Origin of the sequence: Photobacterium kishitanii (assembly GCF_000613045.3) — a bacterium.
Classification (GTDB): Bacteria; Pseudomonadota; Gammaproteobacteria; order Enterobacterales; family Vibrionaceae; genus Photobacterium; species Photobacterium kishitanii.
On the sequence record NZ_LN794353.1, the window covers coordinates 962764 to 984244 of the forward strand.

Below are 21481 nucleotides of genomic sequence, written 5' to 3' on the forward strand. Positions count from 1 at the left end.
GTTGTGCGATTTAAGCACGTAGATAAAAGATAAAATATTTTTATAGCTTAAGTACGAAATATGTACAATTAATGTGAATGACGAGGACGTTTGTTTTTTATTGAGTAGTAAATGGAAAGCTAGCATTGGTTATAATGGCGACTTTATTCACTTTTATAGGGCATTAAATTAAACGAAATAAATGAAATCCTAAATTTTTCGGCTATGAAATATTTTGGTGTCGGGGGCTATTTTAAATAATATAACTCGACAGCTGATACTGATAATTTAGTCAAAGGATAACTATCATATTGAGGCACAATAAAAATCGAAACACGAATAATAGTTGTTAACATTTATTGGGGTTCGTTATCAATTCTGAAACTGATTAGTAGGTGCCTTAATTGGATATAATGTTTAATATCAGCGATGAAACATCGAGCTGTGTCGGCATGAGTAGGTGCTAAATGATCAACAAATTTGTACTTTCGATTAAATATAAAAAAAGGCTAAACATTAATGTTTAGCCTTATTAAATTAATACTTACTAATTATGAGCTCGTTATAAGAAAATACTCAATGTTGCTGCAATAGTGAAAGCGATGGTTCCTAATAACGTTTCCATTACTGTCCAAGTCTTAAGTGTTGTTTTCTCATCCATATCAAGTAGTCGACCGACTAGCCAGAAGCCTGAGTCATTAAAGTGCGATAATACTGTCGCACCAGATGCAATCGCGATTACGATAAAACATAAATCAAAAGCACTAAGGCCGGTAGTTGCTGCTACCATTGGAGCAATTAATGCAGCAGTCGTTGTTAAAGCTACCGTTGCCGATCCTTGAGCAACACGTAGTGCGGTTGCAATTAAAAATGCCGCCACAATAACAGGCATACCTGTATCGGTAAGAACACCAGCTAGCGCATCACCAATACCACTTGCACGTAATACCCCACCAAACATACCGCCAGCACCCGTTACCAGGATAACGGCACAAATAGGTGCTAATGAATCACCACATAGCTTTTCTAGTTTTGCCATGCCGTAATCTTTGGCAAATACCGCCAAACAGAATAGTAAGGTAATCATTAATGCGACAGGTGTTTTACCTAGCATACGCAAAATGTTTACCCAAGTTGACTGGGGATCAACCATGCCCATGACTGATAATGTATTCAGTCCTGTATCCATAAAGATAAGTACTAGTGGTAGCAGTAGAATTGTAATAACAAGTGAAAATTTAGGAAGTTTATCTTCATCAATAACACTTTGAGTTGCTAAAAATGCTTGGGGTAGCGGTAAATTAAAACGCTCACCAGCCCATAAACCATATAAATAAGCACCTAAATACCAAGTTGGTAAGGCAATCACCAGACCAACAAAAGTTAATAGTCCAATATTAGCGCCTAATAACTCACTGGCAGCAACTGGGCCTGGGTGCGGTGGCAGAAATGCATGCATCACGGCAAAAGCACCGGCAACAGGTAATGCATATTTAATAGTCGAGCCGCCAAACTGTTTAGCAACACTAAACAGAATCGGCATCATAACAATCAGTCCCGCATCAAAAAAGATTGGGAAACCAAACAGTAATGAAGCGACACCCAGTGCAAACGGGGCTTTATCAGAACCAAATCGGCCAATGAGTGTGTCGGCTAATACTTTTGCGCCACCAGTCACTTCTAGAATACGACCAATCATGGTACCGAGACCAACGAGAAGTGCAACAGATGCTAGCGTGCCACCAAAACCAGACATCATTGTTGGTACGACTTGATCAGCTTGCACGCCAGTAACAACTGCGGTTAAAAAGCTCACTAATGTCAGCGCTAAAAAGGCATGTATTTTAAAGCGCATAATGAGGATCAATAACAGGGCGATTGAGCCAGTAGCAACTAATAATAAGAATGTAGGATCTTGCGTCATACAGGATTTCTCCAGCAAAAATTAAAATTGAGGTAATAACGTTCTGTTTTTTTTATTGTGAATAACTTCACACACCGCGAAGTTACGGGTAACATGTTACCCGTAACATGGTAACTTACAAGCAATTCGATAAGCCCGTATCCAAAAATGAGAGGAAGGTAGAATAAATGACAGGCAGAAGCATCATTGTTATGGGCGTGTGCGGTTGTGGCAAATCAACAATCGGTGAAAACATTGCTAATAAGCTCAATGCAAAATTTATTGATGGCGATGATTTACACCCTAAAGCAAATATTCAAAAAATGGCAAGTGGTACGCCTTTAGAGGATATCGATAGAGCACCGTGGCTTGAACGTATCCGTGACGCAGCCTATAGCATTGAAACTAAGAATGAAACGGGTGTAATTGTTTGCTCTGCTTTGAAAAAGAAATATCGCGACCAAATTCGTGAAGGCAATAAAAATGTACAGTTTATTTTTCTTGATGGTAGCAAGTCACTCATTTTAGATCGAATGCGTGCGCGCCAAGGGCATTTCATGCGTGAAACCATGCTGGATAGCCAATTGGAAACATTAGAAAGACCGGATCAAGAAGTTGGCGTATTTACTATTTCAATCGATGGTTCTATCGATAACATTGTGGATGCTGCCGTTGCCGTATTGGTAGGAAATATCAATGAATAAGATTATTACTCGTATTACTCAACGAATTAAGCAGCGCAGTGAGACCAGTTACCGTCAATGGCTAGACATGACATTAGACATGGTCAACTCTGGTCGAGGTCGTCGTCAGTTATCTTGCGGAAACTTAGCCCATGTTGTTGCGGCTAATTGCTCTCAAGAGAAAAGCTCGATTTTAGATTTGTTACATTCAAATCTTGGTATCGTAACAGCCTATAACGATATGCTAAGTGCACATCAGCCTTACAAATTTTACCCTGATATTATCGCAGAAGCATTGCGACCGTTAGGGCATACCTGTCAAGTTGCTGGAAGTGTTCCTGCAATGTGTGATGGTATTACTCAAGGGCAACCGGGCATGGAGCTGTCGCTCTTTTCGCGCGATATTGTTGCTCAAGCAACGGCGATTTCATTAAGTCATAATGCGTTTGATGGCACATTATTGCTCAGTATTTGTGACAAAATTGCACCGGGTCAATTAATGGGGGCGTTATCGTTTGCTCATTTACCGACGGCTTTTATTCCCGTTGGCCCGATGGGTACAGGGATCAGTAATGATGAAAAAGTGACTGTTCGTCAGCAATATGCGGCAGGATCGGCAACCAAAGAAACCTTATTAAATATGGAATGTCAGGCGTATCACTCTCCAGGTACCTGTACATTTTATGGGACGGCGAATACCAATCAATTAGTTCTTGAAGCGATGGGATTAATGCTACCAGGATCAGCTTTTGTGGCTCCAAATAGTGCGTTACGCCATGCTTTAACTCAAGCGGCATCATGTAAAATTGCGGCTATGCATAGCCAATCACAACAATATCGCCCTTTATATGAAGTATTTACAGCGGAAAGTCTCGTTAATGGTCTTGTAGCTTGGCTCGCTTCGGGAGGAAGTACCAATCACAGCTTACATATGGTTGCTATTGCTCGATGTGCCGGACTTATTTTAACTTGGGATGATATTAGTGAGTTATCTGATGTGGTTCCGTTACTAGTGCGTATGTATCCAAATGGCCCTGAAGATATTAATGCCTTCCAACAGGCTGGCGGGGTGCCAGTATTAATGAAAAATCTGCATGCGTTAGGATTATTAAATACCAATGTTAAGACAGCATTTGGCGAGTTTGCTGACTTAATGACAACGCCGATTGTAAAAGATGAGCAGCTGGTTTGGGTTCCTTGCGGTGATAGTACCAATACTGAGGTGTTGGCAATACCGACACAAGTGTTTAGTGGCAGCGGTGGGTTAAAAGTATTGAGCGGTAATATCGGTAAATCAGTGATTAAAGTATCAGCCGTTGCGACTGAATATCAACAGATAACCGCACCAGCAAAAGTTTTTCAATGCCAAAATGAAGTAGAACAAGCATATAAAAATGGCGAATTAAATCAGGATGTTATTGTTGTTGTGACCCATAACGGCCCCGCAGCTAATGGTATGCCTGAATTACATAAACTAATGCCTATTTTGGGGAACATTCAAAAGTTAGGTTATCGTGTTGCGTTAGTTACAGATGGCCGACTATCTGGCGCATCAGGCAAAATAGCGGCGGCAATACATGTTACTCCAGAAGCTTTTTGTGGTGGTGAAATAGGCTTGATCAGAGATGGCGATATGATTGAGTTTGATGCCGTACGTGGCGTACTTAATGTTAATGCTGATTTGTCATTACGTCATGTGCCTGAGTTTACTTACCAAGATCAACCACAAACTTGGGGCCGAAATTTATTCGCAGGTTTTCGTTCTCAAATTTCAAGTGCTGATACTGGCGCGACTATTTTTAACTGATTTAGCATAAGGATATAAAATGAATTGTTGGCAACTAGACCCTAAAGACGTATTTAAGGCATCACCTGTTGTTCCTGTTATGGTTATCGAAAAGCTAGAGCATGCGCTGCCGATGACACAAGCATTACTCGATGGTGGGATAACAGTCTTTGAAATTACATTACGCACACCTGTAGCATTAGAGGCTATTCGTATCATTGCAGCAGCGATGCCGGAAGCAATGGTGGGTGCTGGAACGGTATTGAACTGTGAGCAGTATGATGCTGCTGTCGCCGCGGGTGCAAAATTTGTTATTTCACCTGGAATGACACCTGAATTATTAGCTCATGCTAAAAAAGGTCAAGCACCATTAATTCCTGGAGTGAGTTCTCCATCTGAAGTCATGCAAGCACTTGAACTTGGCTATCAACAGCTTAAATTCTTTCCAGCAGAAGCCAATGGCGGCGCGAAAGTATTAGCGGCAATTTCAGCACCATTGCCACAAGTGAGCTTTTGTCCAACGGGTGGTATTAGTCCAGCAAATGTTGATCAATATAAATCACTACAATGTGTAGCAACAGTAGGCGGTTCTTGGATGCTACCTAAAGATCTGATAGATAATGGCCAGTGGGATAAAATCACCCAGTTATCAAAACAAGCCGTAGCGTTACTGAGTTAATAGTATTTAAAGCGCATGATGTATTAGCATGATGCGCTTTAACCTAAGCTATCTCCTAAAAAGATTGAATAACCAATATTATTAATGGGTTTGGTTATCTTTTTATTTGATAGTTTTTTTAATAGTAACTCTGCCGCCATTTTACCCATTTGCTCTCGTGGTGTTTCAATACTGGCTAATGTGGGTGAAATAGCTTTACCTATATCTAATGCATTACAGCCAGCAATCGCAATTTGCTGTGGTATGACGATATGACGTTCTTGGCATAACATCATGGCACCAATTGCTAAATCATCATTGGTACAAAAAACACCATCTAATAATGGGTAGTCCAGAAGTGACTTTGCCATTAATAATCGTCCTTGAGTAAAGCTTGAGTGTTCTTCTGTAGCAATCATGATCGGCGTTAAGCCATTTTCGGTTATGGCGCGAGTATAACCATCGCAACGTAATTGAGTACGACGATCCATCCGCGCGGCAAAATACACAATCTGACGACGTCCACGCGCTATCATGAGTGATACCATTTCATAAGCAGCTTGCTCATGATCTAGGCCAACGACAAGCTCAATCGGTTTTTCCGGCAAATCAATTGTTTCTACAACAGATACCCCTGCTGACTCGATCATTTTTAATGTACGTCGAGTATGAATGCTTTCCGTTAAAATTAAGCCATCAACGTGATAGGACAATAAAGAGCATATTTTTTTCTCTTCTTCTTCGGGGCTATAACCGTAGTGGGTAATTAAGGTTTGGTAGCCTTGTGCTTTAGTTACTGCTTCAATTCCTTGAATTAAAGAGGCAAAGACTTGGTTAGAAAGGGAAGGAATTAAAATGCCAATCGCTTTACTATTACGGTTAGATAAAATATCCGGCGCTCGACTTGGTACATAACCCATTTCTTCAATCACAACGGCTATTTTTTCTCTTGTTGCAACCGCCACAGAGTTTGGATCGCGTAAGTAGCGACTAACCGTCATTTTGGTAACACCAACGTGTGAAGCAATATCATTCAGTGTTGGACGATGTTTAGGTATTGAAGACATAAAGTAGCCAAATCGAGATTTATTAAAATAGTCTAACATTTTATTAAGATAGACTCATAATGATTAAGACAATGTAAAGCAACAACTCTCATATTAACGAGATCTAAAAAAGGCCGCTCAAGCAACCTTTAATAAGATATTTAAGTGTTGTTACTCTAGATACCTTTTATCATTTTTTGTAACAGTAACAGTAACAGTAACAGTAACAGCATTTGTTGCTGTTCATCAGTCGATAATGGGCTAAGAAGGTTGTGGTTAACAGTAATCGGCACTGGTAATAAATGATGGCCATCTTTTGTGAGATAAATACGGAATTAGCGACGGCTATTTGGATCATTGCGTCTTTCTACTAGCCCTAGTTTTTCCAACTTATCTAATGTACGAGGTGTGGTTGAATTCTCAACTTTAGATTTTTCTGCAATTTCTCGTTGAGTAACTCCTTCCTTCTCCCGTAATTACATCATCGTTGGCCATAACGCAGCAGTAAGACCGTAGGGTTTGATGGTTTCTTCCCTTTATTTGCAGGTACTCAAGCTCTTGATTCTGAGATTAAACAACGTCAGCAGGTGTTTTCAAATATTGAAATATTGTCAGAACAAGGAATGGAATCATCTCAAAGCACCTGCCGTTTATTGCATTTAATGGGTTGTTAATTTTATTGCCCTGTGCGGTTTATTTATATCATTTGGCAAGTCTGAATCAGTTTGACAGTTGGCTTTATATTGTGCAGGTAGTTGAGTTGATCGCTGGATTTATTAACTTAATATTGATGACATTAAATATTCGTGATACCCACAGGTTAAGTCGGTAAGGTAATGGCAATTTATCGTATAACTTTATAAATATTTCTGATGCCTGATTCCATTTTTATTCTAGCAGATGAATTTGCAGAATGAACAGAGATCTTTGGTGGTTTAAAGTTTTGAGTATAAACAGCTTCTTCAATCCATAAGATTACATCGTAGCCTGTTCCACGCTCATCATCTCCTAAATCATGATCAAGACTTATCTCTGTAACATGACCTGTTTTTAATAGCTTTATTGCTTCATCTGGCCAATATACTCTTATCCAATTATTAGGTGTTACTCGTTCATCATCAAGAAAGACTTTCAAGGTAAACCTCTATAAATTAGTGACTTTTTTATCAATAAAAAACAGGTAATATTTAAAAATTCTTATATCGAGAACTTATTATAATACTTGAGTTAGCTATAAAGACTAGATTTTTATAAAAAGTTATAGAGAGAAGATCCATTCTTTTTTAAGTAATAGTTCTTCTCTCTATTTTAAGTGTTTAGATATTCATAGCGATCTATTGGATAAATTTAAACCTGATAATTTATCTTTTAAAAGCTCAATAGCATTTGGATTATTCCAGTTAACCTCGATTAACTCAGTACCCATTTTGCGACATGCTTGAGGTAGTACTGCATCATGAAATGCACTTATATCTTGTAAATATCTTAATGATAATGTCATTTCCTCTGGGCGTGCCCTTTTTTTCATTCGTTGATAAGCTATTTCAGGTTTTGTTTTTAAATAAATACAATAATCTATTGTTGGATAATCATGAATTTTAGCGATTAGATGCTTATAGCAATCCATATGTTTCGCAGCATCTTCAATTGTGTTTTCATAGTTTGACATGCAGGCATGAGTAAACACTAGATCACTTAATAACGATCGTTCAATAATATAACAATTATTAGGATTTAGGTTTTTTAATAAATTAGCTCTTTGTGTTGTGATGTAATATTGGAAATTATTTCGAGCATTTACATCCGCTGGATTAAAGCTAAATAATCCTAACAATCGTTGGAATTCAGTATCTGAATCTACGGGTTCTAAAATAGTAGTCGCTTGTAACATTGCTGCTAATTTAGGTAATAATGTTGATTTACCTGAGGCAATATTACCTTCGATACATATAATGAGTGCTTTTTGCATGAGTATTGTTCTCTATTTTTTACCTGAGAATAATATGTCTTTTTGCTTATTTTTATTCGACCAGAAATTAATATTAAACTGAGCATCATCTGATAACTCAATACGATGCCAGTATTGTGGTGGGCTGGTAGCAAATTGACCCGCATTTATTTCTACCCGTATTTCAGGTTCAGTTGCAGTACTATTTGCAAAGCCATAATAAATAACTTGACCCTCCATGACACATAATTGACCAAATACATCTTCAGCAGTGTTGTGATGCGATAAAAGTACTGGTGGTACGTTTTTTTTAGTAAAAAATGATGTTGAACGTTGAATTGTCCAATTTTCTGGAATTCTCAAATGACTCATATAAACCTCAACTTTTTAATTCAAACAAACATGCATTAATAATACATGTTTAAGTTGATAGTTCAATGTAAATGATAATTTTTATCATTAAGTTGTTCGTCTTGGTACGAAAATCATCGCTATCATCATTGGGCGAATTTAATCATTTATTATTTATCTATCTGTTTTTTTTATTGTTTTTTATTGGTGTGGGAGGTGGTGTTATATCTTGGGTAGAATGTCTTAATGTTAGAGTGAAATGTGAGCAAGTAAGATTGGTTTGCTGAGAGAAGAATAGATTTGTTTAACAGGTTCTGTATGTCATACAAAGGCCGCAGTGGGTGCGGCCTTTTGTTTTAAGTAAAAGATGTTAATCAACTGGTCAACTGGTCAATTGGTCAAGTTTGTCATAACTACGCAGTTTATAATTGAGGATAGATAATACCCAACAACCAATGAATATTGCGATAACAGCAATACCAACCATACCGAAGTGATCGGTCATTAGATTAATAGCATCCCAAAAAGAACCCGTTAACTTTAAACTTGATGCTAGTGCGCTAAGTGCTTCTAAGCCACCAATGATGACTGCGACAATGACTGATATTCCAGTGATGGTCATATTGTAATAGAGTTTACGTGACGGTTTTGAAAACGCCCACCCATAGGCTCCGACCATGACTAGATTATCAAGGGTATCAATTAATGACATGCCAACGGTAAATAAAATCGGGAAGATCATGATCAACCAAATATTCATCCCTTGAGAGGCATTGGTCGCTGATAATGCTAATAAGGTAATTTCACTCGCGGTATCAAAACCAAGTCCAAAGAGGAAGCCAATAAAATACATATGCCAGCTTTTATTTATAAATTTAAATGAAAAGTGGAAAAGTTTATTTAATGGTCCGGTTAATTGAATATTTAAATCCGCATCGGATGGGCGAATACCTTGTTTATAGGCATTAAATTTTTTATAGACCGATAGAAATATACGAAGGTTGATATAGGCCATAATTAATAAAAATAAAATTGATACGCTCGTGCCAATAATACCGCCAATATCACTAATAAAAGGGATTTTTGATTTAAAGGTGCCAACGGTTAGCGCAATTGCTGCTGCAGCTAACATTACAATCGTTGAATGACCTAATGAGAAAAAAGTGCCGATAGTGATTGGCTTTTTACCTTGCTGCATCATTTTACGGGTAGTGGTATCAATTGCCGCAATATGGTCAGCATCTACCGCGTGACGTAAGCCTAATGACCATGCTAAGAGTGACATTCCAAGCATTTCAGGGTGTTGATGAAAGGCAATTACCGCAATTACCCAGACGGTTATATTGATAAATATAAGGCTAGATACCAGCCATATCGCATTTTTTTTGGTGTTATCGCTGATTTTCATTAGATGTAGTCTCTAATATTTGTTGTTTATAATAAAAAGTTACGCTGCGAGGGTGAGTAAAATTTACTGTTTATCAACAACACAAAGCAAATATAATATCTCTGTTTTTAATAATAGTTATCATTCTCTTTTCTTTAATTGTTATGTAAATTTAAGTATTGGTATCATGTGATTAAGTTTATTATTTTCATATGGTTATCATTTTTAAATGATGGTTTTAATACCATGTTTTATGTGTGCTTATTATTTCTCTGTCATTATAAACATCCCTAAGGCGGATGTATTTATTTTTTGAGGGTTGTTATATATCAAAAAGTAGCACAGTATATTTTGGCTCTTTAATTTGATAATTAGTTTAAAATAATAAATAAAGGTGAATGTTATGTCAGTAACAGCTGAAGGAAAAAAAGTATCAATTTCAGGTTCATTTCCACAATCAGGGCAGCAAGCGCCTGAGTTTACACTTTGTGCCGCTGATCTAAGTGATTTAACACTCAGCTCATTAAAAGGAAAGAAGGTTGTTTTAAATATCTTCCCAAGTGTTGATACTCCAACTTGTGCGATGAGTGTTCGTGCCTTTAATAAAGCTGCTGCAGATGTCACTAATACAGTGGTAGTGTGCATCTCCGCTGATTTACCGTTTGCAACTAGTCGTTTCTGTGCTGCTGAAGGCATTGAAAATGTTAAAACAGCGTCGTTCTTCCGTGCGCCTGAATTTACCCAAGACTACGGCGTTAATATTAATGCCGGTCCTTTAAAAGGCTTAGCGGCTCGTGCGGTGATTGTTATTAATGAGGACGGACAAGTCATCTACAGTGAGCTTGTTGCTGAAATTAAAGATGAACCAAACTATGAAGCAGCAATAACGGCTTTACGCTAAAATTATTCCCCTATAGCCCATAGGCTATGGGGGTCTTTAGCTTCTATTTTGTTCGGCTTCGTTTATTATTACGGCTTATTCTTTTTATAGAAAGATGCGTTTTAAGATAATAGCCATACCCATAAAGCAATAATTATCCCTATTTATAGTGTTAATAAAAATCATAAAGCAAACGATTGCCTTTGGTTTTTTTTCAGGTAAAATCCCGCCATCTTAAATTCTGCTTGGTTAATATTAACGAACAATTCATTACGCAATATATTGAACAATAAGTGTTTATTGTTCTGATGTGTTATTTGTTGATGGTGAATTGTCATAATTCAATATCAACAATATTAGCTGCAGTTTATACGCAATAGCTGCCTCGTTAGTTTATTAATTGGTATAACGAAACATGATTAATATTGATGAAAAAATATCACTGCCTCGCTCTCTTTCTTTAGGTGCGCAACATGTTTTAGCGATGGATTTATATATTGTTCCTATTATTTTAGCGGGTTTATTATCATTAACTGTAGCTGATACTTCGGCACTGATTCAAATGACATTTGTGGTCGCAGGACTAGCAACCATTATTCAATCACGGTGTTTATTAAAATTACCCGTCATGCAAGGCCCGTCTTATATACCTATTGGTGCTATTGCGGCGATTGGCCAAACCATGGGAATGGGGGCGGTTTATGGCGCATTAATTCCAGTTGCATTATTGGTAGCATTACTAGGTAAGCCCTTAAATTTATTTAGTAAAGCGGTGAGAAAACTGGTGCCACCAATCGTTGGGGGAACAGTGATCATTGTGGTGGGGATATCATTATTACCGATCGCGTTTAATGGTATTTACAGTGGTGAACGTCCAACTGCAAATGTTGTGATTGCACTGGTGAGTATGGTGTCACTATCGAGCTTTATTTTATTGGGCTGTTTATTTAAATCATTGCATTGGTTGCGGTTAACCTCGGTGTTAAGTGCAATTGTATTAGGTACGTTGACTGCATCTTTTTATGGCATGACAGATTTTTCATCAGTGGCGACTGCGGCTTGGTTTGAATTGCCGAGTTTATTACCTTTTGGAGCGTTAACATTTGATCCGATTGCCATTTTGACGATGCTGTTTATCTCAATGATTGTGTTAGTTGAAACCACTGGCACATGGTGCGCTGTGAGTGCAGTGACTGGGGTTGAGTTAAAAGATGAGCGTTTAAACCGCGGTGCAACGGGTGAAGCTGTCGGGCATTTCTTTTGTGCAGCATTAGGTGGGAGCCCTGTTACGGGTTATTCAACCAATGCTGGCATTATTGCAGTAACTGGCGTTGCTTCGCGTCGTGCTATTATTGCCGGTGGCTTTATTTTGTTATTACTTGGATTAGTGCCTAAATTAACCAGTATCATTGCTTCTATTCCACATGCAGTGATTTCGGGGATTTTTACCGTTATTTGCGTTGTGATTGCGATGAATGGTTTTCGCGTTATTCAACATATTAACCTTAATGAACGTAATATGTTGGTGGTTGGTTTACCGATTATGTTGTCACTGGGCGCAGTATTAATGCCTCGTGAATTAGTTTACGCATTGCCGGAATTAATTGGTTATTTAGTTAATTCAGGGATTGCGATTGGTGCATTAGCCGCAGTAATACTGAATTTTGTTTTACCGAATGAACCTCAAATTGTAGCTGCTGAAATGGCAACTCAAACCGCGACTCAAACAAAAACAGAGACTAATGCATGATTGATATAACGATGATCAAATTTGCCGTTGTTGCTGATTGCTTTCATTGTCCGGTTAAAGGTGAGTTTGAGTTTAATGTTGATTGGTTATTATTAATCGATCATCAAGGGGATATAGCTGCAACCTATATTCCTCAACATCCACAATATGCCGATTTATTAGCGATATTTAAACGCAATAGCATTTTACACGTGATACCTAAAGGCGAATATTTATTACCGGGTTTAGTTGATTTACATTGCCATGCACCGCAATGGCCACAAGCGGGTAAAGGGCTTGATTTACCCTTGTATGATTGGCTACAAAATTACACTTTTCCGCTTGAAAATCGTTATTCAGATAATGCCTTTGCAGCGATGGTATACCAAGATGTTACCAAAACATTATTAGCGAATGGCACTACCAGTGCGGTCTACTTCGCGTCTATTCACCGCCAATCGACAGAGGTACTTGCACAAACATGTCTTAATGTCGGTCAGCGAGCTTATGTTGGCAAAGTTAATATGGACAATAGCGAACAGTGCCCAACATATTATTGTGAGCCTAGTGTTGCTGCTGCGATTGATGATACGGAATTGTTTGTTAATAACGTGTTTGAGCTTGCGGGTAACCAGTCACGGTTAGTGCGTCCGGTAATTACACCGCGGTTTGTGCCAAGCTGTACTAGTGAGTTATTACAGCAATTAGGCGGATTAGTTCAGCGTTATGATCTGCACATGCAAACTCATTGCTCTGAAAGTGATTGGGCGCGTGATTACAGCATGCAACATTACGATGCCAGTGATGTCACGATTTACGCGGATATGGGATTACTAAATAATAAATCGATTCTGGCACATTCTATTTTTCTAAATGATGCCGATATCGAAAAAATTAAGCAATTTAATGCAGGTGTTGGCCATTGTCCATTATCTAATATGTATTTTGCTAATGCAGCGATGCCAGCACGTGAGTTGTTAGATTTAGGTGTCCAAGTGGGCTTAGGAAGTGATATCGCAGGTGCGCCATCACCGTCTATTTTTCGGGCTGGTTTTGATGCTGTGAGTCATTCTCGTGTACGTGAAGAAGGGGTGAATATTTACTTACCAGCTTCTGAGCGTGGCACAACCAATGCACGTATCAGTTTTGTTGAAGCATTTTGGATGGCAACGGTTGGCGGTGGGCAAGTTCTTGATGCCAAAGTGGGTTTATTCAATCAGGGTTATCACTTTGATGCGATTGTCATTAAGTCTAATCCTGCTATTGGCAATTTACGCATTTGGCCTGAATTTGACAGTGCAAAAGATATTCTAGAAAAAATAATCACTTTAGCTCAGCCTGAAAACGTGGCTAAAGTATGGGTACAAGGTGAAGTAGTTATTTAATTTCGTTATTCTATTTGTTAATTATCAGCTTATTGATAATGCCGTTATATGTTTATGCATATAGCGGTTTTTTTATTTTTAATATAATGAAAAGTGTGATATTGAGCCAAGAGTAGCGGTTAGAAGAATATGCGGTATGTCACAGCGTATAATTGCTGCTACAAAAAGCCAGTGAATGCGTTATTTATCCTATATATCCTAATGTAAACTTTATTGATAATCCTGCCAGTATTTTTAACTGTAGTTATAAAAATAACAAGCTACAGACAACGAGATGAGCTAGGGAATGGATATGTCGACAATAAAAATAATGCCTTTGGCGCTGATGGTAGCGGCAGTACTCGCTGGGTGTAACAATGAAACCATATATAACACTACGACGATTGTGCCAGATAAAGATCGACCAGCGATTGAGTTAACGGGTAATACTAAGTTTGTCGATCCATTTATTGGCACTGGCTTTAACGGTCATACATTCCCTGGTGCAGTGGTTCCTGAAGGTATGATCCAATTATCACCAGATACTGAATTGCTCGGGTGGCACTCTTCATCAGGTTATCATTACGATAAAGATACCTTATTTGGTTTTTCTCATACCCACTTAAGTGGTACCGGTATGGGGGGATTAGGGGATATTTTATTTTTACCTTTTAGTGAAGATAATCAAAATTACATTGAAGGTAATGATGATTACCGTAAAGCTATTTCAGTTAAAATGGATAAAACAACTGAACATGCGGAAGTTGGTTATTATAGTGTCGAAATTGCAGATAATAATATTAAAGCAGAATTAACCGCTTCGGAACGTGTTGGTTTCCATCGTTATACTTATCCTCAAGGTGCTGATCAGAAATTAAAAATTGATTTAAATTCGATTTTAAACAGTGATTGGGGAGCAACCTCATTACGTAATCAATTAACCGTTAGCGATGATGGTTATACGATTACGGGTGAACGAGATGCTGCCCATTTTTCTGGATGGGCTAAAAATCAGAAAATTTTCTTCCATGCAACGTTTGATAAAAAAATCAAACATGTAGTTATTCTTGCTAACGGTAAAGCTGTAGATGGCTTAACGGCAGAGCATGTTTCAGAATTATTGAGAGATGACGCTGGTAAGCCACTTAAACGTATTACAGCTGACGTTACCGTCTATGTTGAATTTGAAGCAGGTGATACTCAAGTCGTGAATGCCGCAGTGGCTATTTCTGCCGTTAGTGCTGATGGTGCGAAAGCAAACCATGACGCAGAAGCACATCAATCCTTTGATGAAGCACGGACAGCGGCAGTGAAAAAGTGGCAACGAGCATTAAATTTTGATGTTAAGGGTGGCACCCCTGAGCAAAAAGAGATTTTCTATACTGCGCTTTACCATACAAAAATAGCCCCTCAAGTGCATCAAGATGTCACTGGTGAATTTAGAGGAATGGGGAAAGGCTCTATTCGTAATGGTGACGGTAATTACTCGATTGCCTACGGTCAAGCAACACCAGAGCAACCTAACTTTTCGGTCTATTCACTGTGGGATACTTTCCGCGCTTTACACCCACTAAAAACCATTACCGAACCTGAGCGCGCAGTACAGTACGCTAAAAATATGGTTCAAAAGTGGCAAGAAAGTGGTTTATTGCCAAAGTGGGAACATTTGGGTGATGAAACTGGCACCATGATTGGTTATCCAGCGGTAGCGGTTATTGCTGATGCTATCACTAAATTCCCTGGTGCATTTACGCTACAAGAGAAACAACAAGCGTTGCAAGCAGCAGTAGAATCATCGACTTATGATAACCATACGACATTAGGACAAGAGTGGGATCTCGATGTTTTAAAACGGGTGTTACCTGAGGCGATTAAGTTTTCTCAGCAGCATGGTTTTGTGCCAGTAGCTAATGAGAATGCTGAGAATATTAAAGAATCGGTGTCTTACGGTTTAGAAAATGCGTTTTATGATTGGGCGATTGCACAAATAGCAAAAGCGGCAGGTAATACTGAGCTTGAACAACAATATTTAGAGCGCTCACAAGCATTTCAACGTTATTTTGATCACAATCCAACCGAGTATGCTAAGCATGGTGTAACTGGGTTTATGCGCCCATTAACCATGGATGGTGAGTTTATTTCACCATTTGATCCGTATAAAACCGCCCATGAATCTGGCCCATATGCTGAAGGTAATGCATGGCAATGGACATGGTTTGTGCCACACGATATCAAAGGGTTACAAGATCAAATGGGCGGCGTTGCTGCATTTACCCAAAACTTGGATGCCACCTTTACCGCGGGCAGTAAAGGCACAGAAACTGCAGATATGTCAGGTATGATTGGTCAAGTTGCGTTTGGTAATGAGCCTTCGCACCATATTCCATACCTTTATAATTGGACGACTGAGCCTTGGAAAACCCAAGAGGTGGTCAACTATATTTTAGATGAAATGTACTTTGCAGAGCCTGCTGGCATTATTGGTAATGAAGATGTGGGTTCAATGTCAGCTTGGTATGTGATGTCGGCAATGGGTTTCTATCAAGTTAATGCGGCAGAGCCGGTATATACCGTTGGGCGTCCGTTATTTGATGAAGTACGTTTACCTGTTAAAGATGGCTTCTTTACCGTCAAGGCATTAAATAACGCCGATGATAATATGTATATTAAATCGGTTTCAATTAATGGTAAGGCTTTAGATAACGGATTGTTCTTTAATCACTCTGAGTTTAAAGCGGGTGGTGAGCTGAAATTTGTGATGACAGGTGATAAATCGCAAGTAATGAAATTACCAATGGTTGAATAAATTACTAATAATAAATAAAAAGGGAAGTTTAATTAACTTCCCTTTTTTATTAATTGTAATTACAAGCATTAAATATAAAAGTAGGATCGCGAAATTTAATTACTTGAAGTTTGATGCTTAAAGTAGCTATAAACATAATTTATTGACGCATAAAACATCAAAACATATCCTAATAGCTCAGAACTTTCTTCGGCAATATTTTTTACTATACGATGGTAATCATGCCCTAAAACTTGATGCCACATGCTTCCCATACCAAATAATCGGGAGTATACCAAGGTAATTCCAAGCCCTAAACATAGGATTGGAAAATAGTTGTTTTTCATAAACTCAGCTAAGGCTGAAAGCGTTTGTTCTCGTTCTTGAGAAGCATAGATAACGGTAATGAATGCTATTATGGATGCGGGGTAAACCCAAAAACCATGAAAGACTAATTGATCAAAAAATAAGTCTAGCTCTCTAATTAGCATACAGCTAAAAAAACCAGCAATAAGAAAGGCACAACGCCTATATAATGCTTGAGTCATGCCTAAATAAGCAAATGAAATGGAACAGCCGAATAATAATAACTCCTGAGTATATTCAGTTAACGATTGCTCCGGAATGTTATTTTTTAAATAAATAACATCATAGTTTATAATAATAAATGGGGTTGTTAATATCACTAAAAGAAAAATAAAATTAATGATTTTTAAAAAAATTATATTAGTATCTGAACGCATGTTATTACCAGTGGTATGGTTAAGCTATAAATTCTATTTCTTGTTTATCAGCATAAATAAAATATAGATATGATTGCAATGCTTATTTATATAAGTTCAGTATATGTTCAGAATTGTAATTTAGTAATGGTCATTTTTTCGATGAAATAAATATTCCGATCTAGGGTGTTGTTGTTATTTTTATTGTTTTATTTCATAGTGTTATGTTATTTGTTTTTTTAGTGTCCAAATAAAAACTTAATATTTATTAAAATCATTATTACTGTTAAGTAATAATGATTTTACGAGGGAAGATTATTCGTATGGCTTTATTGTTGTTGTTTTTGAGTTAAAACCAACGCAAAAAAGCAATGTTCAAGTGGTAACTATTGGATAAATGTCTCGCTATAAATAAAATACATTATTATGAGGTGTTAATATTTATACAAATAGCATTTATTTTCATCATAAACATTAATAGTTAATAAGGTGAAAATAGTACTACTCCCGCATATTTATTATAAAATGAAATAGTAAATATTATAATGGTCTGCTAAAAATAATTTTAAACGGATAGTTAGTATATTGAAGCAATGTCACTAAATTATCTTTCAGTTATAAAAATCCAGTAAATGTTCTTTTTTGCTACTACTTAAAGGTTATGTTTGTTTTTATTATTGAGCAATAGCTAGTTGACGATAGATTTCTCTATGTCGCTTCCCAATAATAAATAATATAGGTCGTAAATAATGACAAATAAACTGAGTCCAGTAGCACTCTCTATTGCATTAGCAATGGGATTAGTTGGCTGTAATTCTGATGATACTGCGGTATCTAAAGATAATATTGCTTCAGTTTCAGACGTATATTTACAATATGTAAACCCATTTATTGGCACTGGTGCTGATGGCCATACCTTCCCTGGGGCGGTGTTCCCATCGGGTATGGTGCAGTTAAGTCCAGATACTGAAATGGAAGGTTGGGGATCGGCAGCTGGTTATTTTGATCATGGAAAGCAGCAAGATATCCCTGTCTATGGCTTTTCTCATACCCATTTAAGCGGTACCGGTATTACAGATTTAGGTGATATATTAGTATTACCGTTTACTGAAAAATCGAATGTTACTTATAATACCTTTGATAAAGCCAATGAAACCGCTACTGCGGGTTATTATGCCGTTGAATTAAATCGTGGTGAGATTAAAGCAGAATTAACCACTACCGCACGGGTTGGCTATCATAAATATACCTTTGCTAAAGGTAGTACGCCTTTTATTAAATTCGATTTAGATCATACGCTAAATAAAAGTTGGGGTAACCGAACCACTGTCGGTAATATTGAAATTCTTGATGAATATACGATTCGAGGTCAACGTAGTTCCGACGGTTGGGCAAATAACCAACATATTTACTTCTATGCTAAATTTAACCAGCCAATTGTAAAAGCAACAGCATTAATCGATGGTGTTGAAACGGAAGTTAACTTAAATAACGAAAATATCGAAGCCACCAAGACCATCGCTTACCTAGAATTTGCCCCAACGACTCAACCGCTGGAATTAAAAGTTGGTTTATCTCCTACTGGGGTTGAAGGTGCAGAGAATAATCTTAATACTGAAGCCCCAAGCTGGGGCTTTGACGGAGTCTTAGCGCAATCTCAACAAGCATGGCATAACGAGTTAGCAAAGGTTGAAGTTGAGGGTGGTACTGAAGATCAAAAAGAGATTTTCTATACTGCTATGTATCATGCCTCGATTGCACCGATGATTTTCCAAGATGTCGATGGTAAATACCGTGCTATGCGTACTCAAGAGATCAAAGAAGCCGGTGAGACGCCTAACTATTCAGTGTATTCAATGTGGGATACGTTCCGTGCTTTTCACCCGCTACAAACAATCATTAACCCTCAACGTGCAACTGAATATGCTAATGATTTAATTCGTAAATACAAAGATGGCGGTATGTTACCTAAGTGGGAGCTACAAGGGCATTATACCGGCACTATGATAGGGTTCCCTGCGATTTCAATTATTGCAGATGCAATGGCAAAAGATTTAAAGGTTAATGCTCAGGATGCGTTAGAAGCGGCAGAGTTTACCGCGCGTTATCATGAGAAAAGTGAATTTCCTGATTGGACTGAAGATCAGAACATTGGTGCGGCTAACGTGGTACAAGTAAAGGCCTATGAAGAAAATGGTTTTGTTCATCATGGTTATTGGAACTCGGCATCATACACCTTAGAGTTTGCTTATGGTGATTGGGCAGTATCAGAAATTGCACGTATGGCTGGAGATGTGCAGTTACAAGATGAATTTCTGAAACGTGCCGATAACTGGTTACATCATTGGGATAAAGAGACGAGCTTTTTGCGACCAAAGAACCATCCATTAAGTGTTAGTCCTAATAAACCAGCGTTGCAGTTTAATCAACCAATCGATGAGTCACGCAAAGATGAATGTGTGGCGATTGATGTGGTGCAAACTGATGGCTCTATAAAAGAGATGGAAGACTGTCCATTATTGCCATTTGACCCATACTTTGTTGATGAATTTGCCTTTACTGAAGGTAATGCATGGCAATGGAAGTTCCAGCCCATGCACGATTTTGAGCGTCTAAAACAAGAAATCTATGCTGCTGATATGGCCAAAAATATACCTGATATGACGCCTGAAAAATCATTTCGTGAGGACTTAGATGAATTATTTACCGCTCGTTCTTCAAATACGGGCGAAGAGCTACCGGATCTAACTGGTTATATTGGTCAATACATGCATGGTAATGAACCATCGCACCATATTCCATATTTGTACAATTTGACTGATGAGCCATGGAAAGCTCAAGAATATTTAGATCAAATCATGAACCAATTCTATACCACAGAACCAACAGGTTTAATTGGTAATGAAGATGTTGGCCAAATGTCAGCATGGTACATCATGAGCGCATTAGGTTTTTATCAAGTGACACCTGCTGATCCTAGCTATTCAATTGGTCGTCCATTGTTTGATAAGGTGTCTATTGACGTTAAAGGCGGTGAGTTTACTATTGTTGCTGATAATAATAGCCCAGTGAATAAATACGTGCAGTCGGTAACAATTAATGGTCAAGCGTTGGGTGACAACTTAACCTTTAAGCATAGTGATATTAAAGCGGGTGGTGAATTACGGTTTGTTATGACGGGTGATAAGAAACAAGCTTTGCAGGCAACATTTAATTAGAAACGGCAATAGTCATTAATCGTTAATTAAAGCGTGCTCTTATATAAGAGCACGCTTTGTTATTATTAGTCAGTTGAGAGATCTAACCCAAAATGATCATCACATGTCGTTTGACTGGGTTGATTGGTATTATCATAGCCGCAGTGATCTGTTGCGAGAATATTATATTCAGTTCGAGCTTCTGCGAGTAATTGAAAAAACTCGGTTTTAGTTACTTTGCGCTCTCGGTAATAACTCGCATAAGTCGGACTGCCAGAGAAAAACCCTTGAGCGGTGCGTACTCGAGTATCATTTGGTGGTAAGGTCGTAAGCTGATTTTGCATAATACTGCCATCTGGCATCTGCACCTGATAAAGTACGCTATCATCGCCAATAAGAGTTGTTTTAGTGTCTAACGTCATTCCAAAAGACTCAAATGGCCCTGATATGTTACCACTGCAATCATTAGCTTTTTGATCAGCACTGAAGATTTTTTCATTACCATTAATACCGCAAATACCATTACCTAATGCGACGGTAGTTTCATCACATAATTCTGCCAATTTGGGTGGGTATAAAAATACATTACGTTGTTTAATCGCATTACCAAGCACTTCTAAATGAATAAAACCTCGATAATTATCATAACGATATGGCCAGCGACTGGAGACTTGAGGAGTACCGTCTGCGCCAAGTAAGGTATATTCACCAACCCAGTAGCCGTTTTCTCGTTGCCATGGCGTAAAATCAAGTAATCGAAAATTTTCAACATCACATTCATCGTCTTCGACTGCTAAAATAGGTGCTGATTGTTCAGTTTCAGTGATTGGTATTGGCGTTTCAACGACAGAGGATTCGGCATTTGTAGCTGTACTGTTGGTATTATCGTCATTACAAGCACTGAGCATGGCAGTACTTAAACATAATAATGTAGGAATAAGATAAGGAAATTTAGGCATAAGGAAACCTACGTTATGGCAAGAATATATAAAAACCTAGCCAATTTAGATGGTTATCGATGACTTACTTTTAAGAATATGTTGTCAATTATTATGAAAGAGTA

16 protein-coding genes and 1 pseudogene are annotated in these 21481 nt (G+C 38.0%); 8 read left to right on the plus strand and 9 right to left on the minus strand.

Annotation, left to right across the window (positions count from 1 at the left end; translation table 11 throughout):
* Positions 1-541: 541 nt before the first annotated feature.
* Positions 542-1903, minus strand: a complete 1362-nt coding sequence (locus tag PPBDW_RS19605) for a GntP family permease (RefSeq protein ID WP_036791829.1) — start codon at positions 1901-1903, stop codon at positions 542-544.
* A 167-nt stretch (positions 1904-2070) separates the two neighbouring features.
* On the opposite strand from PPBDW_RS19605, the gene PPBDW_RS19610 reads away from it, so the two are divergent.
* From PPBDW_RS19610 to PPBDW_RS19620, 3 genes are read left to right on the plus strand one after another with little or no spacing between them, the layout of a single operon-like run.
* Positions 2071-2586, plus strand: coding sequence for a gluconokinase (locus PPBDW_RS19610; protein ID WP_036791830.1), 516 nt, complete (start codon positions 2071-2073; stop codon positions 2584-2586).
* Positions 2579-4372, plus strand: coding sequence for a phosphogluconate dehydratase (gene edd, locus PPBDW_RS19615; RefSeq protein WP_036791832.1), 1794 nt, complete (start codon positions 2579-2581; stop codon positions 4370-4372). The genes PPBDW_RS19610 and edd overlap by 8 nt, the downstream gene beginning before the upstream one ends.
* A gap of 19 nt (positions 4373-4391) precedes the next feature.
* Positions 4392-5030, plus strand: coding sequence for a bifunctional 4-hydroxy-2-oxoglutarate aldolase/2-dehydro-3-deoxy-phosphogluconate aldolase (locus tag PPBDW_RS19620; RefSeq protein ID WP_036791834.1), 639 nt, complete (start codon positions 4392-4394; stop codon positions 5028-5030).
* Positions 5031-5068: 38 nt separating this feature from the next.
* Here PPBDW_RS19620 and PPBDW_RS19625 read toward each other — a convergent pair whose 3' ends face one another.
* The 6 genes and pseudogenes from PPBDW_RS19625 to PPBDW_RS19650 all read right to left on the minus strand — a co-directional run bounded on the left by PPBDW_RS19625 (position 5069) and on the right by PPBDW_RS19650 (position 9762).
* On the minus strand, positions 5069-6076 hold the full coding sequence (locus PPBDW_RS19625) for a substrate-binding domain-containing protein (RefSeq protein WP_036792962.1): 1008 nt from the start codon (positions 6074-6076) through the stop codon (positions 5069-5071).
* A gap of 155 nt (positions 6077-6231) precedes the next feature.
* Positions 6232-6579, minus strand: a pseudogene (locus PPBDW_RS19630) (MarR family winged helix-turn-helix transcriptional regulator); the annotation flags it as partial.
* Between the two features lie 320 nt (positions 6580-6899).
* The gene (locus tag PPBDW_RS19635) at positions 6900-7190 is read right to left on the minus strand and encodes a cyclic-phosphate processing receiver domain-containing protein (protein WP_036791836.1); all 291 of its coding nucleotides are present in this window, start codon (positions 7188-7190) and stop codon (positions 6900-6902) included.
* A 189-nt stretch (positions 7191-7379) separates the two neighbouring features.
* Positions 7380-8024, minus strand: a complete 645-nt coding sequence (locus PPBDW_RS19640) for a deoxynucleoside kinase (protein WP_054262192.1) — start codon at positions 8022-8024, stop codon at positions 7380-7382.
* Positions 8025-8036: 12 nt separating this feature from the next.
* Positions 8037-8375 (minus strand): TehB family protein, encoded by a 339-nt coding sequence (locus PPBDW_RS19645; protein WP_036791838.1) that lies wholly within the window; start codon positions 8373-8375, stop codon positions 8037-8039.
* A 361-nt stretch (positions 8376-8736) separates the two neighbouring features.
* Complete coding sequence (locus PPBDW_RS19650; protein ID WP_036791840.1) at positions 8737-9762, minus strand: HoxN/HupN/NixA family nickel/cobalt transporter; 1026 nt, start codon at positions 9760-9762, stop codon at positions 8737-8739.
* A 382-nt stretch (positions 9763-10144) separates the two neighbouring features.
* Here PPBDW_RS19650 and tpx point away from each other — a divergent pair, with 382 nt between their 5' ends.
* From tpx to PPBDW_RS19670, 4 genes are all read left to right on the plus strand, one after another.
* Positions 10145-10642, plus strand: coding sequence for a thiol peroxidase (gene tpx / locus PPBDW_RS19655; protein WP_036791842.1), 498 nt, complete (start codon positions 10145-10147; stop codon positions 10640-10642).
* Between the two features lie 394 nt (positions 10643-11036).
* Complete coding sequence (locus tag PPBDW_RS19660) at positions 11037-12371, plus strand: uracil-xanthine permease family protein (RefSeq protein ID WP_045045630.1); 1335 nt, start codon at positions 11037-11039, stop codon at positions 12369-12371.
* Positions 12368-13735: an amidohydrolase family protein gene (locus PPBDW_RS19665; RefSeq protein WP_036791846.1), complete on the plus strand. Its 1368-nt coding sequence runs from the start codon at positions 12368-12370 to the stop codon at positions 13733-13735. The genes PPBDW_RS19660 and PPBDW_RS19665 overlap by 4 nt, the downstream gene beginning before the upstream one ends.
* A gap of 292 nt (positions 13736-14027) precedes the next feature.
* Positions 14028-16520 (plus strand): GH92 family glycosyl hydrolase, encoded by a 2493-nt coding sequence (locus PPBDW_RS19670; protein WP_036791848.1) that lies wholly within the window; start codon positions 14028-14030, stop codon positions 16518-16520.
* A gap of 95 nt (positions 16521-16615) precedes the next feature.
* Here the strand turns inward: PPBDW_RS19670 and PPBDW_RS19675 are convergent, their stop codons facing one another.
* Positions 16616-17242, minus strand: a complete 627-nt coding sequence (locus PPBDW_RS19675) for a hypothetical protein (protein WP_036791851.1) — start codon at positions 17240-17242, stop codon at positions 16616-16618.
* 728 nt (positions 17243-17970) lie between these two features.
* Between PPBDW_RS19675 and PPBDW_RS19680 the strand changes: the two genes are divergently transcribed.
* Positions 17971-20439 (plus strand): GH92 family glycosyl hydrolase, encoded by a 2469-nt coding sequence (locus tag PPBDW_RS19680; RefSeq protein ID WP_036791854.1) that lies wholly within the window; start codon positions 17971-17973, stop codon positions 20437-20439.
* A 65-nt stretch (positions 20440-20504) separates the two neighbouring features.
* On the opposite strand, the gene PPBDW_RS19685 is transcribed toward PPBDW_RS19680, so the two are convergent.
* On the minus strand, positions 20505-21377 hold the full coding sequence (locus PPBDW_RS19685; RefSeq protein ID WP_054262193.1) for a hypothetical protein: 873 nt from the start codon (positions 21375-21377) through the stop codon (positions 20505-20507).
* Between the last annotated feature and the right edge of the window lie 104 nt (positions 21378-21481).

Excerpts from the sequence above, each read along its gene's own strand:
- PPBDW_RS19660 (WP_045045630.1), top strand. The coding sequence starts at position 11,037 with ATGATTAATATTGATGAAAAAATATCACTGCCTCGCTCTCTTTCTTTA.
- PPBDW_RS19605 (WP_036791829.1), bottom strand. The coding sequence starts at position 1,903 with ATGACGCAAGATCCTACATTCTTATTATTAGTTGCTACTGGCTCAATC.
- PPBDW_RS19675 (WP_036791851.1), bottom strand. The coding sequence starts at position 17,242 with ATGCGTTCAGATACTAATATAATTTTTTTAAAAATCATTAATTTTATT.
- edd (WP_036791832.1), top strand. The coding sequence starts at position 2,579 with ATGAATAAGATTATTACTCGTATTACTCAACGAATTAAGCAGCGCAGT.
- PPBDW_RS19620 (WP_036791834.1), top strand. The coding sequence starts at position 4,392 with ATGAATTGTTGGCAACTAGACCCTAAAGACGTATTTAAGGCATCACCT.
- PPBDW_RS19650 (WP_036791840.1), bottom strand. The coding sequence starts at position 9,762 with ATGAAAATCAGCGATAACACCAAAAAAAATGCGATATGGCTGGTATCT.
- PPBDW_RS19680 (WP_036791854.1), top strand. The coding sequence starts at position 17,971 with ATGACAAATAAACTGAGTCCAGTAGCACTCTCTATTGCATTAGCAATG.
- PPBDW_RS19640 (WP_054262192.1), bottom strand. The coding sequence starts at position 8,024 with ATGCAAAAAGCACTCATTATATGTATCGAAGGTAATATTGCCTCAGGT.
- PPBDW_RS19625 (WP_036792962.1), bottom strand. The coding sequence starts at position 6,076 with ATGTCTTCAATACCTAAACATCGTCCAACACTGAATGATATTGCTTCA.
- PPBDW_RS19665 (WP_036791846.1), top strand. The coding sequence starts at position 12,368 with ATGATTGATATAACGATGATCAAATTTGCCGTTGTTGCTGATTGCTTT.
- PPBDW_RS19610 (WP_036791830.1), top strand. The coding sequence starts at position 2,071 with ATGACAGGCAGAAGCATCATTGTTATGGGCGTGTGCGGTTGTGGCAAA.
- PPBDW_RS19645 (WP_036791838.1), bottom strand. The coding sequence starts at position 8,375 with ATGAGTCATTTGAGAATTCCAGAAAATTGGACAATTCAACGTTCAACA.
- tpx (WP_036791842.1), top strand. The coding sequence starts at position 10,145 with ATGTCAGTAACAGCTGAAGGAAAAAAAGTATCAATTTCAGGTTCATTT.
- PPBDW_RS19685 (WP_054262193.1), bottom strand. The coding sequence starts at position 21,377 with ATGCCTAAATTTCCTTATCTTATTCCTACATTATTATGTTTAAGTACT.
- PPBDW_RS19670 (WP_036791848.1), top strand. The coding sequence starts at position 14,028 with ATGTCGACAATAAAAATAATGCCTTTGGCGCTGATGGTAGCGGCAGTA.